Consider the following 14,104-nt stretch of genomic DNA (forward strand, 5'->3'; position numbering starts at 1 on the left):
GCAGGACCCGTGCCGCCCGGTCGTCTGCCATGGCATCAGGTTAAGCACGACCGCGGATTGTCCGGCTCCCTAACACGTCCGGGCGGTGTGGCCGTTGGCCCGCTGCACCTGCACGAAGCCGGCCCCGGCCTTGAGGTTCAGTATGAGCTTCGAACCGCTGTCGCAGCCGTTGAAGCTTCCGGCGTAGTCGGGGCTGAAACCGTTGCTCGGGTGGCCGAAGACGTCGAAGCCACCACCGGATTTGGTCGTGGCGTGCACTACGACCGCAGCGTTGTTGGGCACCGTGACCTGGAGGTAGCCGGCACCGACGCGAGCGTTGACGGTCGACGATGACGACTCGAAGCTCGTCTTGGTGAGGTCGAGTTTCATGTAGCCCGCGGCGACGCGTTCGGTCACGGATCCGTGCACCGCGGTCGGCCGCACCTCTTGGTAACCGATGGCGCCGTTGATCGTCAGCGACGCAACGGCGATGCCGACGGGGATGGCGAGCAGCGCCAGTGCGGGGATGATGGCCCGGGCGAAGCGGGCGTGCAGCAGCGTGTTCAGCACGCCGATGAACACGATCCACGCCGCCACGCCGAGCACGACGGGGGCCCGCACGCTGACGGCGCCGACCAGCCACAGCGCCACCACGGCGACAGCGCCGATGGACCACCAGATGAGCAGAAGCCAGCCGAGCACACGCGCCCAACCGAGGGCGGCGCCGCCGGAGTGGCGCACGTCGCCGCTCACCGTCGCCGTTGCGACCGGGCGCGTCGCCGCCTCTTCTTCGCCGGCGTAGGGGTTGTAGTTGCCGAATTCGTCGAAGCGGTCTTCGGTGTCGTCGTGGTCGTAAGTCGTCGTGTAGGTCGGCGCCGGCGGCTCACCGCTGCGGCGCGGCCGCGACTCGGTGACCGTGGTGCGGAACTCGCGGAAGGCGTCGGACACGGCTCCGTGAACCGAACCCATCGCTTCGCTGAACGGGCCGGTGAACGTGGGCGGCAGATCGTCGTCACCGGCCGGCGTCGCGCTGGGGGTTGCAGGACGCGGGTTGGGGGGCCTGGCGTCCCACAGGTTGCGGTCCGGCCGGTGACGAGTGAACAGGACGGCGATGCCGATGCCGAGGAGGATGAAGCCGAGTCCGCCGTCGAAGCCGAAGGGGTGCGGATGCGGATTGGCGAAGCCCCAGAAGCCGCCGACTTTGTTGAACAGCGACAAGACGGCGAGGACCACGAGGGCGATGCGGATGATGCGCGCCGTGGGCTCGGGTGCCGGCTCGATGAGGCGGCCCCGTTTGGGCGACTCCTCGGGGAGGATGACCCACATCAGGATGTACGCCGCCACGCCGAAGCCCGACAGCACCATGGCGCCGACGCAGAGGCGCACGAGGGTGACGTCGAGACCCGAGGCGCGGGCGAGACCCGCGGCCACGCCGCCGAGCATGCGCCCGTCGCGGGCCCGCATCAGCTTGTAGTCGTTCACGGACACATTTGCCATGCGTGCATCCTGCGCAATCGGGGGCGCCGGCGGTATCGGGAATCACCCTGATTCGTCGGCCGGATGATCTCAGGGTCGTTCCCGATGGTCGAAAACGCCGTCGCGTGCGACCATCGTTTGGTGCCGACGCCCCCGCTGCGCCTGTCGATCACCCGGCGACCGCGCTCGCGCATGGTCGCCGGCGTGTGCTCGGGCATCGCCGCCGCCTTCGGCGTCGAAGCGGGCGTCGTGCGACTCGCTGCCGTGCTGCTGGCGCTCTGCGGCGGACTCGGCGCGGTCCTCTACGGCGTGCTGTGGTTGTCCCTCCGCCCGTCGAATCAGCCGGTCAGGCCGCCGCGGCGCGGCGCGGCTATCGACTCCGTCGCCATTCTCTGCGCGGTGGCGGGCGTCGGCCTGATGGCGCGGGCCAGCGGCTACTGGGTGGGCGACCGCATCGCGCTGCCGACCCTCGTCGTCGCAGGCGCGGCCGCGTTGTTCGGCGGGCGCGACGAGTCGGCGCGCGGGGCGCGCACGCGCGGTTGGCCGCTGCGCGTCGCGCTCGGTCTGACGCTGCTGGCAGCCGGCGCGGCGGTGAGCGCGGCGGTGGCCGCCGGCGGGTGGACGACGGTGAGCCAGAGCGCGCTCGGTGCCCTGGCCATCGTGGCCGGCGTGGCCTTCCTCGGCTGGCCGTGGATCGGGCGCTTGACGGCCGACCTCAAGTTCGAACAACGCGAGCGCATTCGCAGCCAGGAGCGCGCCGACGTCGCCGCGCACCTCCATGACGGCGTCCTCCAGACCTTGGCGCTCATCCAGCGCCGCGCCGACGATCCCAAGGAAGTGCGCGCTATGGCGCGGCGTCAGGAGCGGGAGCTGCGTGAGTGGCTGTTCGAAGACCCGAACAAGCGCCAGATCGACTCCGTTGGCACTCTGCTGCGCCGCGAACTGGCAGCGGTCGAAGACGACCATCAGGTGCGCGTCGAGGTCGTATCGTCGGGCGACGCACCGCTCGACGACGCCGGGCGCGCGCTGGTGGCCGCGGGGCGCGAAGCCGTGGTGAACGCGGCGCGCCACGCCAAGGTCGACAAGATCGACGTGTACATGCAGGCCGACCCCGACGCCGTCGAGTTGTTCGTGCGTGATCGCGGGGTCGGTTTCGACCCGTCGACGGTCGACGGGGATCGCCACGGGGTCGCCGAGTCGATCAAGGGACGCGTGGAGCGCGCCGGAGGCACGGCCACGGTGCGTACCGCACCCGGCGAGGGCACCGAGATCGAACTGCGGGTGCCGCGTCCCAAGACCAACGGCGCAGTGGCGCAATGACGGCACGCGTGTTCATCGTCGACGACCACCCGCTCGTGCGTTCCGGCGTGCGCACCGAGCTGGGCGACGCCGTGTCGGTGGTGGGCGAAGCGGGCGACGTCGACGAAGCGGTCAAGGGATTGCTGGCGCTCGACGACGACGCCCTCGACGTCGTGCTGCTCGACGTGCACATGCCCGGCGGCGGTGGCGTCGAGATCCTGCGTCGCGTCGCGCCGAAGAAGCCGGCGCTGCGCTTTCTCGCGCTGTCGGTGTCCGACGCGCCTGAGGACGTGATCGCCGTCATCCGCGCCGGTGCGCGGGGCTACATCACCAAGTCGGCCACGGGCGCCGAGATCGCCGAAGCGATCGAGCGCATCGCTGCGGGCGACGCCGCGTTCTCACCGCGCTTGGCCGGCTTCGTGCTCGACGCGTTTTCGTCAGGAGTGCCGGCTTCGGTGGCCGAAGCACCGGTCGACGCCGAGCTGGAACAGCTCACGCCGCGCGAACGCGAGGTGCTGCAACTCATCGCCCGTGGCTACGCGTACAAGGAAGTCGGGCGGCGGTTGAACGTTTCGGTGAAGACGGTCGAGACCCACGTCAGTTCGGTGCTGCGCAAGCTGCAGCTCAGCAGTCGCCACGAGCTGGCGCGCTGGGCGACGGACCGCCGGCTGATCTAAGGGGAACTACTGCGGGGTGAGCGACGTCAGCGTCTGGGTGACGTCGGAGGTCAGCTTCGACGAGAAGCCGTAGCCCGACGACGCCTTGGCGTTGATCACCTGGCGCTGGACAACGGGCAGGCGCAGCGTATTCGACACCCACATGGTGAGGTCGGCGCTGCCGCTGATGTCGCCCGAGATGCTCAGCGAGGCCGTGATCTCGGTGACACTCACGCTCTGACCGGCAATCGTCATCGTCTTGGAATCGCCGACGCCGCCCGTGACGCTCACGTGTGTCGCCCCGTCGCTCGACGTCGCCGACCACGTCCACGACGAGCCCGACGGTGACGAGTACGGGATGAACAGCGCGGGGCTCGAGGGCGTGAACACCTTGGTGGTGTCGCCCGCCTTGAGCTGGAAGCTGACCAGGCGCGCCTCGTTCTGCGAGAACCGCTGCGTGATCTTCACGTCGCCGGGCGTGTTCGGGCTGCTCTGGCGTAAGTCCGAACCGGTGGCGGTGAAGACCACCGATCCCGTCGACGGGACGGCCTGCGCCCGGCCGTTCACGCTGGCGCTGCCGGCGAACGTCGCCGCGTAGCTGCCGGCGCCCGGCGCGACGCGCGCAACCGGTGGCGGCGCGGCAGACGACACGATGCCGGTCATGTCGTCCACCGCGGCCGCCGGACGCGTCGTCGAGGTCCTTGTCGAGGAGGACGCATGCGACGACGTCGATGGCGAGGCGTGGGGTGCCTGGGGAGAGGGGGTTACGCCGGTGACACTTCTATCGGCAGCAGTGGTGTCGGTTGTGAGGGGATTAGTCGTCGTTGTCGGCTTCGGCCTGTGGTGCGCCCCGCCGGCGACGTGCGTGACATCGGTGACCGGAGCGTTGACGGTGACGAGCCCGACGACCGCGAACGCCGCGTTGGACGCGACACAGGCGAGCAGGATGCTGCGGACGCGCCGGGGGATGCTCACTTGCCGACCTTCGGCGTGAAGAACGTGAACAGCTTGAAGAAGTTGCTCATCGGCGACGGCGTCGGCGTGGCGTTCGTCGGCGTGACCGTCGGCGGCTGCGGCAGGACCGTCGGTGTCGTCGTCGGCGTCTCGGGCGTCACGATCTGCGCGTCCGAGGCGACGGGCGCCTCGGTGGTCGGTGTCTCCTGCGGCGCGGGCGTCGCGACGACACGCGGTGTGATGACCGGCGGAGTCGTGACGGCGGGTGCGGTGACCGGCGGCGTGGTGACCGGTGTTGCGACGGCGGGAGTCGTGACGTCGGTCGTGAGCGGCGCGGCCGCGAGCGGCGTGCTGCGGGGCGTGGGCGTCGTGGTGCCGTGGTGCAGATGACCAAGGGCGAGCACGCCGGCGCCGGCGGACGTAAGGCTCAGCGCGACCGCGATGCCGGTCGCGGGCACGGCGGCGAAACCGAGACGGAGCCGGGGAACGCGAAAGTCATGCGCGGCACCGGCGTCGGGGTGCAGCGTGCGGGAGACGGCGCGCACCGTGACGATCACCCCGAAGGCGCTCAGCGCGCAGAGGGCGACGACGGCGTGGGTGCGCTCCGAGGTCGGACCGTTGAGCGTGGCGGCCATCGCCTCGAGCGCCCATCGGGTGCTGACGAGCCAGCGCGCCTGGTGCAACAGCGGCACGTGGGCACGCGCGGCCCACTCGCCCGCGAGCACGAGTTGAGCCACGAGGGTGACAGGCAGCAATGCGCCGGCGCGTTCGGTCGACTTCGACCACGCCGACAGCGACAGGCCGAGGGCCGTGGCGACGACACCGGCCACCGCGGTGAGCAGCACGAGTTCGATGCGATGGTTGGGATGCTGACGGCCCGTCGCCAGGAAGCCGACGAGCCCGCACTGGAGCGCGGCGATGACGCTCAGCGTCACGAACTTCGAGGCCACGTAAGCGCGGGCGGACAGGCCGCTACCCGCTTCCCACTGGAGGATCTTGCGCTCGCGCACGACCTCGCGGATCGAGTTCGACACGCCGAGCCACGTGGCGCTGAGCACGATGAACAGCAGGACCACGCCGGCCTTCGAGCTGTACGAGCCGTCGGCGTTGGGCACGAGGCCGTTGCCCGGCAGTACCGCCCACAGCAGCGCGCCGACGAGGGGCGCTTGGAGGGCGAGCAGGACGAGGTGGCGGCTATCGGCGCGCAGCACGTCGACCTGACGACGCACCAGCAGCGCGAACTGTGACACCGCACCTACCGCGGCCCGCGGCGCGGTGTCGTCGATGGTCGCCGCGCTCGCGTGCAACTTGGCGTTGCGGTGGTTGCGAAACTTCTGCTGCCACAGGTCGGGTGCGGACTCGAGGGCGAGGAACACGTCGGCGGCGTCGGCCTTGCCGAAGTACCGCGTCGCCTCTTTGGGCGTGCCGAAGAACGCCACGCCGCCGCCGGCGAGGTAGAGCACGCGATCGGCCGAGTGCAGTGCGTCGACGCTGTGGGTAACGGCGATGATCGTGCGGCCGCTGCGGGCCAAGGCGCGCAGGGTGTCGAGTACGACCTTCTCGTAGCCGGGATCGAGGCCGGCGGTGGGTTCGTCGAGCACGAGCACGTCGGGGTCACCGAGGAGCTGCGCGGCGATGCTCGCCCGTTTGCGCTGACCGCCGGAAAGATCGCCGATCTTGGTGCGCGCGTGCGTCGCCAATCCGAGTTCGTCGAGGACGGCGTCGACGCGATCGGCGCGCGCGTCGGCCGACGCGTCGGCGATGCGCAAGCCGGCGGCGAAGTCGAGCGCTTGGCGCAGCGTGAGCCCCGCGTGGAAGGCGTCGACTTGAGGCACGAAAGCGACACTCCCGCTCAGACGCACGTCGCCGCTCTGGGCGGCGAGCGACCCGGTGATGGCGCGGGCCAGTGAAGTCTTACCGGCACCCGTGGGTCCGACGACGGTGAGCACCTCGCCGCGGGCGGCGCGGAAGCTCACGTCGTCGAGGAGGCGAGTGCCATTGGGGGCGTAGGCGGTGACGCCGTGCACGTCGACCACGACGGCGTCACGTGAGCGAATAGACGCGTCAGCGTCACCCGCGAGGGCAATTTCCGGCATAGCGCCCTATCGGCGGGCTCCGCCCAAACATAAGACAAGGCACAATGTCGGCGTGGATCTCGGGCCCCGTGCGTGGGGCAAGGCGCTGAGTCGGTTGGGGGCCACCGCGCAGAACGCCCTCGAGGTGGCCCGCTTCGGCGGTTTGGACACCGGCGAGGAGCCCTCGCCCTACGACGTCGTGGTCACCCGTCCGGTCTATCGGCTGCGGCGCTACTTCCCCGAACGCGTGGGCGACGGGACCCGCCCAGCCCTTGTGCTGGTGCCGCCGCTGATGCTGTCGACGGAGGTGTACGACGTCGCCCCGGCCACCAGCGCCGTGGCGCAGCTCGTGGACGACGGCGTCGACGTGTGGGTCGTCGACTTCGGTGCGCCCGAGAAAGAGGCGGGCGGTCTCGACCGGACGCTGACCGATCACGTGCTGGCCGTGAGCGACGCGGTCGACGAGGTGCGCCAGCAAACCGGACACGACACGGTGCATCTCGCCGGCTACTCGCAGGGCGGCATGTTCTGTTACCAAGCGGCGGCCTACCGCCGCACTGCCGGTCTCGCCAGCATCATCACGTTCGGCAGCCCGGTCGACACCAGCGAGACGTCACCGATTCCCTTGCCCGAGGTGCAGGTGATCAACGCGGTATCGGGGATCACCGAGCGCCTGCTCGGCCGCAGCGGCGTGCCGGCGTGGGTGACGCGCACCGGTTTCCAGATGCTCGACCCGGCGAAAGCGATCCGCTCCCGCGTCGACTTCCTCCGGCAACTACACGACCGCGAGTCGTTGCTCGAACGCGAAGGCCAGCGGCGCTTCCTCGAAGCCGACGGCTGGGTGGCGTATCCAGCCCCGGCGATCGCCGAGTTGCTCGACCAGTTCGTGGCCCACAACCGCATGCTCATGGGCGGCTTCGTGATCGACGGGCGCCTCGTCACCCTCGCCGACATCGACTGCCCGGTGCTGTGCTTCGTCGGCGAGGTCGACGAGATCGCCGCTCCCAAGGCGGTGCGCGCCATCCGCCGGGCGACGCCGCGCGCCGAGATCTGGGAGCACACGATGCGCGCCGGTCACTTCGGCCTCGTCGTGGGGTCCAAGGCGATGGACGAGACGTGGCCGACCGTCGCGTCGTGGGTGAAGTGGCGCGACGGCCTCGGCGAGCAACCGGCGTCGATCGTGACGCTGCGCGAGTCCGACGACGCCGGCAGTGTCGACTGGCTCACCCGTGTCGGCCACGCCGCCAACCTCGTCACCGACGTCGCTCTCGCCGGCGCGCGCTCGACCCTCGACGCGTCGGTGCGCAGCGGCGACGCGCTGCGCCGCGCCGTGGGCGACGCCATCGACCAGTTGCCCCGCATCAACCGCCTCGAGTCGATCCGTCCCCAGACGCGCATCTCGCTCGGCCTGCTCCTCGACGAGCAGGCGCGGCGCGCGCCCGACCAGGTGTTCTTTCTCTACGACGGCCGCGGCCATACCTACGGCGACGCCAAGCGGCGCGTCGACAACATCGTGCGCGGTCTGATCTCGGTGGGCGTGCGCCAGGGCGAACACGTCGGCGTGCTCATGGGGACGCGTCCGAGCGCGCTGGCGGTCGTCGCCGCCTTGAGCCGGCTCGGCGCGGTGACGGTGTTGATGCGCGTCGACGGTTCACCGGCGCGCGAGGCCGAACTCGGCCACGTGTCGCGCATCATTGCCGACCCCGAGTCAGCCGACGTGGCGAGGGCCATCGGGCCGCCGGTCCTCGTGCTCGGTGGCGGCGGCGAGCCGCGTGAACTCGGCTTCGGACTCACCGACATGGAGCGCATCGATCCCGACGCCATCGCCGAGCCGGCGTGGTACGCGCCCAACCCGGGGCGCGGGCGCGATCTCGCGTTCATGCTCTTCGCCGGTGAAGGCGAACAGACGCGCGTCAACCGCATCACCAACAAGCGCTGGGCGCTCTCGGCGTTCGGCACCGCGTCGTCCGCCGCGCTCTCGGGCGCCGACACCGTCTACTGCGTCACGCCGATCAGCCATCCTTCGGGCCTGCTGACGTCGATCGGCGGCGCCATCGCCGGTGGGGCGCGCCTGGCGCTCACGTCGAGCTTCGAGCCCGAGACGTTCTGGGACGAGGTGCGCCGCTACGGCATCACGGTGGTGTCCTACACGTGGGCGATGTGCCGCGTGCTCGTCGACGCGCCCGTCGACCCCTTCGAGCGCGACCACCCGATCCGCCTGTTCATGGGCTCGGGCATGCCGACGGGCTTGTGGCGCCGCGTCCTCGACCGCTTCGACCCGGCGAAGATCGTCGAGTTCTACGCGTCGACCGAAGGCGAGGCGGTCCTCGTCAACCTGGGTGGGCAGAAGGTCGGCGCCAAGGGCCGACCGCTGCCGGGCAGCGCGCCGGTGCGCATCGCGGCGTGGGACGTCGCGGCGGGCAAGCTGGTCGAGCGCGAGGACGGGTTCGCCCGCCCGTGCGGGCGCGGCGAGGTCGGCATGCTGCTGGTGGCGTCGCGCGAGGACCGCGGCGGGCTGCTGGCGGCGCCGGTGCGCGGCGTGTTCGCCAAAGACGACGAATGGCTCATCACCGGCGACCTGTTCCGGCGCGATCGCGACGGCGACTACTGGATCGTCGACCACGTCAGCGGCCTGATCGCCACGCCCCACGGGCCGGTGGCGTCGTACCCGATCGCCGAAGACCTCGAGGCGCTGCCGGCGGTCGACCTCGCCGTCGCCTACGCGGTGCAGGGGTCGAAGGGGCCCGTCGTCGTCGCTGCGGTTGCGCCCCGAGCCGGCTTCGCGATCCGCGCCGACGAGTTGTCCGACGCGGTGCGCGATCTCGCACCGACGAGTCGGCCGGCGGTGGTGCGCGTCGTCGCCGCCATCCCGCTCACGACGTGGTACCGGCCGGTGTCGGCACCGCTGCGGGCCGCGGGTGTGCCGGCCAACGACTGCGCCTACGCGTGGGACGCCGCGACCCAGGCGTACGCGCCCATCACCGACGACCGGCGCGCCGACCTCGGCCTCGACGTCCCACCCTCGCTGTTCTGAGCGTGGCCGACGCGTTCCCCGCCGGGTTCTTCGACCGCGTCGACCCGTCCGCCGACGCCCGGTTCTACGCCGAGCCGCGCTTGGTCACCCACATCGACGACGGTGCGATCGCCGCGGTCGGCGCGCTCTACGACGAACTCGGCCTCGGCGGCACCGACGTGCTCGACGTGATGAGTTCGTGGATCTCGCACTTCCGTCCGCACGCCGCGCCGCGGCGGCTCACCGTGCTCGGCATGAACGCCGCCGAACTGTCGGCCAACGCGATGGCGGACGAGGTGGTCGTGCACGACCTCAACGCCGACCCGCGGTTGCCCTTCGTCGACGCGTCGTTCGACCACGCCACTTGCTGCGTGTCTGTCGACTACCTCACGCAGCCCGTGGCCGTGTTCCGCGACGTGGCCCGCGTGCTGCGCCGCGACGGGTTGTTCGTGGTCATGTTCTCCAACCGGTTGTTCCCGACCAAGGCGATTCGGGGGTGGCTGGCCAACGACAGCGAGGGGCACTGCGAGATCGTGCGGCGCTACTTCGAGTTGTCGGGCGCGTTCACGCCGGCAACCGTGGAACTCCGCACGGCGCTGGCCGATCGGGGAGACCCGCTGTATGCCGTCTACGCGCGGGTACGGTCCCCCGAGTGAGTGAAGCCATCGACGTCGTGGTCGAGATCCCCCGCGGGTCACGCAACAAGTACGAGTACGACCACGAGCGCCACGTGATGCGCCTCGACCGCCGGCTCTTCACCGCGACGGCCTATCCCGCCGACTACGGGTTCATCCCCGACACGCTGTCCGAAGACGGTGACCCACTCGACGCCATGGTCGTGCTCGACGACCCGACGTTCCCGGGCTGCTGGGTCAACGCCCGGCCCGTCGGCGTGTTCTGGATGACCGACGACAAAGGCCCCGACGCCAAGATCCTGTGCGTACCGGCCCACGACCCGCGCTGGCACGACGTCGCCGACCTCGAAGGCCTGCCGCCGTTTCTCACCGACGAGATCAGCCACTTCTTCGACGTGTACAAGGAACTCGAGCCGGGCAAGTCGACGAGCGTGCGCGGCTGGGAGGGTGCGGCCGCGGCGTGGATCGAGATCGAATCGTGCCGCGAGCGCTACCGCTCGGCGACGGCGTAGCTACTTCGTACCGACGATGCAGCGCGCCGCGCCGGGGACGTGCACCGCGCCGTCGCGCGCGTAAGGCGCCACCGCCGCGATGGCGTTGGCGCGCATGCGGGCGCGGGTGGCGTCGTCGGCCTCGGCCAGTGCGGCGACCGCGAGCGACACGTGCTCGCTCATCACGTCCCAGTACTCGTCCGCTGACCGGGTGACGAGGTCGACGGCGACGTCGGTCTCGGCGACGTCTTGGAGGCCCGCGTCGCGGAACAGCGCGCTGACGAAGCCGTCGCCGGCGCAGCGGTACATGTTGGGACCGTTGGGGTCGGGTGGCGACAGCTCGACTTCGGCGCCGATGGCTTGCATCAGGATCGACGTCCACGGGTTGTCGGCCGCGTTCACCCACACCGATGCCGCCAGGCGCCCGCCGGGCCTGAGGACGCGCACGAACTCGGCGGTGGCGCGCGCCATGTCGGGGAAGAACATGTAGCCGAAGCGCACCGACACGGCGTCGAACGATTCGTCGGCGAAAGGCAGGTCATCCGCGCTGCACACCTGCGTGGCGATGTTGGCGATGCCGCCGGCGTCGGCGCGGCGCTGCGCCACCGCGAGCATCTCGGCCGACAGGTCGGTGAGTATGACGGTGGCTTTCGGGTTGGCTGCCGCGATGGTGAGGCCGGGTTCGCCGGTGCCCGACGCGATGTCGAGCACGCGCTGGCCGTCGCTGACCGCCAGGCCGTTGACGATGGCGGCCGACACCGGCGCCATCTGGTCCATGATCACCGCGTCCCACTTCTCCCATCCCGCCGACAGCCGCGCCCACGTGGCGCGCTGGGCGGTGCGGATCTCGTCGGCGGTCGGCATCGCGTCGGACTCTACGACGGCGCCCGCAACTCGCACAGGGCGACGAGGTTGCCCTCCGAATCGTGGAAGAACGTCATCCACTCCTCGGTGCCGGCCGCTTGGCCGAGTTGGCCTTCGTGCACGTGGATGCGATGGATCTCGTCGACGAAGGCGACGCCGGCCGCCTCCATGGCGGCCCGTCGCGCCGCGATGTCGTCGACGCCGATGTAGAGCAGCGCGGACGAGCCGCGGCCCTCGAGCAGCAGGCGCGTCCCGCCGCCGAGGCCGAAGAACGACAACCCTGGCGGGTCGTACTCACCGAGCAACGGCAAGCCCACGACGTCGCGGTAGAACGCGACGGCGCGGGCGCGATCCTCGACATGCTGCGCAACCTGTACCAACATGCTTAGCAATGCTAAGTAAGTTGGCGCTCGAACTCAATAGCCTGTCGATCCACCTGACGCGCCACGCCCGGGTCGCCGACGCGCAGCTCGGCGTGCCGCCGGCGCGCCTGTCCGCGTTGTCGGTGCTCGTCTTCGGCGGCGACCGCACCATGGGCCAGCTGGCGGCGGCCGAACTGGTGACGCAGGCGACGATGTCGCGCATCGTCGACGGCCTCGAGGCCAGCGGCCTCGCCGCGCGGCGACGCAATCCCGAGGACGCCCGCTCGTGGGTCGTGCGCGCCACGCCGAAGGGTCGCCGGCTGATGGAGCGCGGCCGCGCCGCCCGCGCCGAGCGCATGGCGGCGGTGCTGGCCGCGGTTCCGCCTGCGGATCGCCCCGCGGTCGAGCAGGCGCTGAAAGCCCTGCGTAGGGCGCTTACGGAGGTCTCGTCTTAGGCCCCAGAATGCCCCATGTGCTACCTTGATCTGCCCTTGACCGACGGCAAACCCGCAGGTCAGAGGCACAATCAGCGCTCGTAGCTCAACGGATAGAGCATCTGACTACGGATCAGAAGGTTAGGGGTTCGAATCCCTTCGAGCGCGCTGGCTCCGCCAAATCGATCGCCCAGGGTCAGACGACAAGTTCTGACGACGTCACCGATCGGATTTCATCGACGCTCGATGCAAGGTGGGCCCGCGTTGCCAGATGAAGCCATTTCTCGACGTTCGAGGTCTGGTGCCTGAACCGCGAGATCCCCTTGGACCGCCGGCAAACCGTCAACATGGTTCTGAGGCGGCTCGGATGTCGCATCGAGGAGCGAGGACGCCGCAATGTCAACCAGTTCTACGGCGGCGCGCCGGGACGGTCCGACTAGGAGGCGACGACTTTGTGTCGCCCGTTGGGCTCGCGAGACCGCGTTCGAAGTCGGTGAATGCTTCGATGATGCTTGGAACTTCGAACGCCCGGTTTCGACTCTTGCCGATGTTCACCTGTTCGATGATGCCAGCGTCGATGAGAACCTTGAACGCTTCGTTCGTTGCTTGAGTCGTCCGATCGATCAGCGCCGCGGCGCTTGTGACCGTAACAATCGGAGCGCCAGGCAGAGCACCTATAAGCCGATCCGTCGCGGAGTTCGCTCGAACCCTGCCGAGTGTTTGTCGCCAACTCTCTTGGATTGCTCGAATGCGGGTCTCGAATGAGAGAGCCTCGGTAGCAGCCCTCCTAGCGGCTGATGCGAAGGTTGCAAGCCACCGGTTGAGTCCCTGGCGCGCCTCGTCTGACCGGGGCTCCCCGAGGTAGCGATAGGCCGTCAATCCGCCGATGTATTGAGCGGCCTCCGTCGCCAAGATCAGCGAAATCGGTGGCGTCGCCCGGTCAATTAACCCGCGCCTCTTCAATACGACGTAAATCAGCGCACGTCCCGTTCGGCCGTTTCCGTCGGCGAAGGGATGGATCGTTTCGAACTGCGCGTGCACGAGAGCTGCCTGGACGAGGGCAGGCAATTCGTCCTCGTTAATGAACGCGCACAGATCGTCCATCAGCCGAGGAACGTCGTCCGGCGGTGGTGGCACAAAGGTTGCGGAACAAGGGTTGTAGTCGCTTCCACCGATCCAATTTTGTGTCGTTCGAGGCTGTCCTCCGATGCGCTCGTGCTGAGTTCCCTCCAAGAGCCTGCGATGGACCTCGCAGATTCCCTCGACGTCGACGGAGGTTTCGAGAGCGAGCGTCTCGATCGCCCATCGCATCGCTGTGATGTTTCCGAGTACTTCGGTTGACGTCACGTCTCTCGAGTCGTCGCCAACATCGTGAGCCAACTCAGCCCTGAGAAGTCGTCTGCCTCCGACCTCAAGTCCCTCGATTCGCGACGACGCGACCGCCTCTGCTCGCAGGAGTAGTCGGGCGAGCGCTTCAGTGTTAGCCAGTGCTTTCGCGGACTCGCTAAGCCGCCTGATCGCTGCTTCCGCATCTGAGATGTCTGCTGCGACGTCGCCTTCGATCGTGTAGGAGCGCTTTCGCAGAGGGTCCGGGAGGTAGGCCTCGTAGTCGCAGGATTTGCGGTCGCGACGAGACAGGCCTTTGTCCACTCTGCTTTCCCAGTTGGCGGGAACAACCTTGGCCAATGGAGCCTCCTGGTCAAGGTTGCGGAAGAACCTTGACCAAACTCTGAGTTCGGAAACCTTGCCTTACAAGGTTTGTTAGTCAAGTTTACCGCATAACCTTGACTACCAAGAGTCGAAACTCAAAGGCGCCTATTCCCCTCGGTAGCGGGGGGACTGAGTTTCAGACCTGGAGTCTGGCCC

12 protein-coding genes and 1 tRNA gene are annotated in these 14,104 nt (G+C 69.3%); 7 read left to right on the forward strand and 6 right to left on the reverse strand.

Annotated elements, in window-relative coordinates; translation table 11 throughout:
* Positions 1-69: 69 nt before the first annotated feature.
* Positions 70-1,476, reverse strand: a complete 1,407-nt coding sequence (locus tag VHC63_14245; protein ID HVV37766.1) for a PspC domain-containing protein — start codon at positions 1,474-1,476, stop codon at positions 70-72.
* Between the two features lie 120 nt (positions 1,477-1,596).
* Here VHC63_14245 and VHC63_14250 point away from each other — a divergent pair, with 120 nt between their 5' ends.
* Both VHC63_14250 and VHC63_14255 read left to right on the forward strand, forming a co-directional pair.
* Positions 1,597-2,775 (forward strand): PspC domain-containing protein, encoded by a 1,179-nt coding sequence (locus VHC63_14250; GenBank protein HVV37767.1) that lies wholly within the window; start codon positions 1,597-1,599, stop codon positions 2,773-2,775.
* A complete protein-coding gene (locus tag VHC63_14255) occupies positions 2,772-3,431 on the forward strand; it encodes a response regulator transcription factor (GenBank protein HVV37768.1) in 660 nt (219 codons plus the stop codon). Before VHC63_14250 ends, VHC63_14255 begins: the two co-directional genes overlap by 4 nt.
* 6 nt (positions 3,432-3,437) lie before the next feature.
* Here the strand turns inward: VHC63_14255 and VHC63_14260 are convergent, their stop codons facing one another.
* A complete protein-coding gene (locus tag VHC63_14260) occupies positions 3,438-4,385 on the reverse strand; it encodes a hypothetical protein (GenBank protein ID HVV37769.1) in 948 nt (315 codons plus the stop codon).
* The gene (locus VHC63_14265; protein ID HVV37770.1) at positions 4,382-6,460 is read right to left on the reverse strand and encodes an ATP-binding cassette domain-containing protein; all 2,079 of its coding nucleotides are present in this window, start codon (positions 6,458-6,460) and stop codon (positions 4,382-4,384) included. The genes VHC63_14260 and VHC63_14265 overlap by 4 nt, the downstream gene beginning before the upstream one ends.
* A gap of 52 nt (positions 6,461-6,512) precedes the next feature.
* On the opposite strand from VHC63_14265, the gene VHC63_14270 reads away from it, so the two are divergent.
* Genes VHC63_14270 through VHC63_14280 form a run of 3 tightly spaced genes read left to right on the forward strand, consistent with a single transcriptional unit; the run spans position 6,513 to position 10,599 of the window.
* Positions 6,513-9,473 (forward strand): alpha/beta fold hydrolase, encoded by a 2,961-nt coding sequence (locus tag VHC63_14270; protein HVV37771.1) that lies wholly within the window; start codon positions 6,513-6,515, stop codon positions 9,471-9,473.
* 2 nt (positions 9,474-9,475) lie between these two features.
* Positions 9,476-10,108, forward strand: a complete 633-nt coding sequence (locus VHC63_14275) for a methyltransferase domain-containing protein (protein ID HVV37772.1) — start codon at positions 9,476-9,478, stop codon at positions 10,106-10,108.
* A complete protein-coding gene (locus tag VHC63_14280) occupies positions 10,105-10,599 on the forward strand; it encodes an inorganic diphosphatase (protein HVV37773.1) in 495 nt (164 codons plus the stop codon). The genes VHC63_14275 and VHC63_14280 overlap by 4 nt, the downstream gene beginning before the upstream one ends.
* Here VHC63_14280 and VHC63_14285 read toward each other — a convergent pair whose 3' ends face one another.
* Positions 10,600-11,442, reverse strand: coding sequence for a class I SAM-dependent methyltransferase (locus VHC63_14285; GenBank protein ID HVV37774.1), 843 nt, complete (start codon positions 11,440-11,442; stop codon positions 10,600-10,602).
* A gap of 11 nt (positions 11,443-11,453) precedes the next feature.
* Positions 11,454-11,825, reverse strand: a complete 372-nt coding sequence (locus VHC63_14290; GenBank protein HVV37775.1) for a VOC family protein — start codon at positions 11,823-11,825, stop codon at positions 11,454-11,456.
* Positions 11,826-11,833: 8 nt separating this feature from the next.
* Here VHC63_14290 and VHC63_14295 point away from each other — a divergent pair, with 8 nt between their 5' ends.
* Both VHC63_14295 and VHC63_14300 read left to right on the forward strand, forming a co-directional pair.
* The gene (locus tag VHC63_14295) at positions 11,834-12,259 is read left to right on the forward strand and encodes a MarR family transcriptional regulator (GenBank protein HVV37776.1); all 426 of its coding nucleotides are present in this window, start codon (positions 11,834-11,836) and stop codon (positions 12,257-12,259) included.
* Between the two features lie 74 nt (positions 12,260-12,333).
* Positions 12,334-12,406 (forward strand) — tRNA-Arg (locus VHC63_14300).
* 231 nt (positions 12,407-12,637) lie between these two features.
* Here VHC63_14300 and VHC63_14305 read toward each other — a convergent pair.
* Entirely contained in the window at positions 12,638-13,924 is a 1,287-nt protein-coding gene (locus tag VHC63_14305) for a Fic family protein (protein ID HVV37777.1), read from the reverse strand.
* Between the last annotated feature and the right edge of the window lie 180 nt (positions 13,925-14,104).

The sequence above is a fragment of the Acidimicrobiales bacterium genome (assembly GCA_035546775.1).
Classification (GTDB): domain Bacteria; phylum Actinomycetota; class Acidimicrobiia; order Acidimicrobiales; family JACCXE01; genus JACCXE01.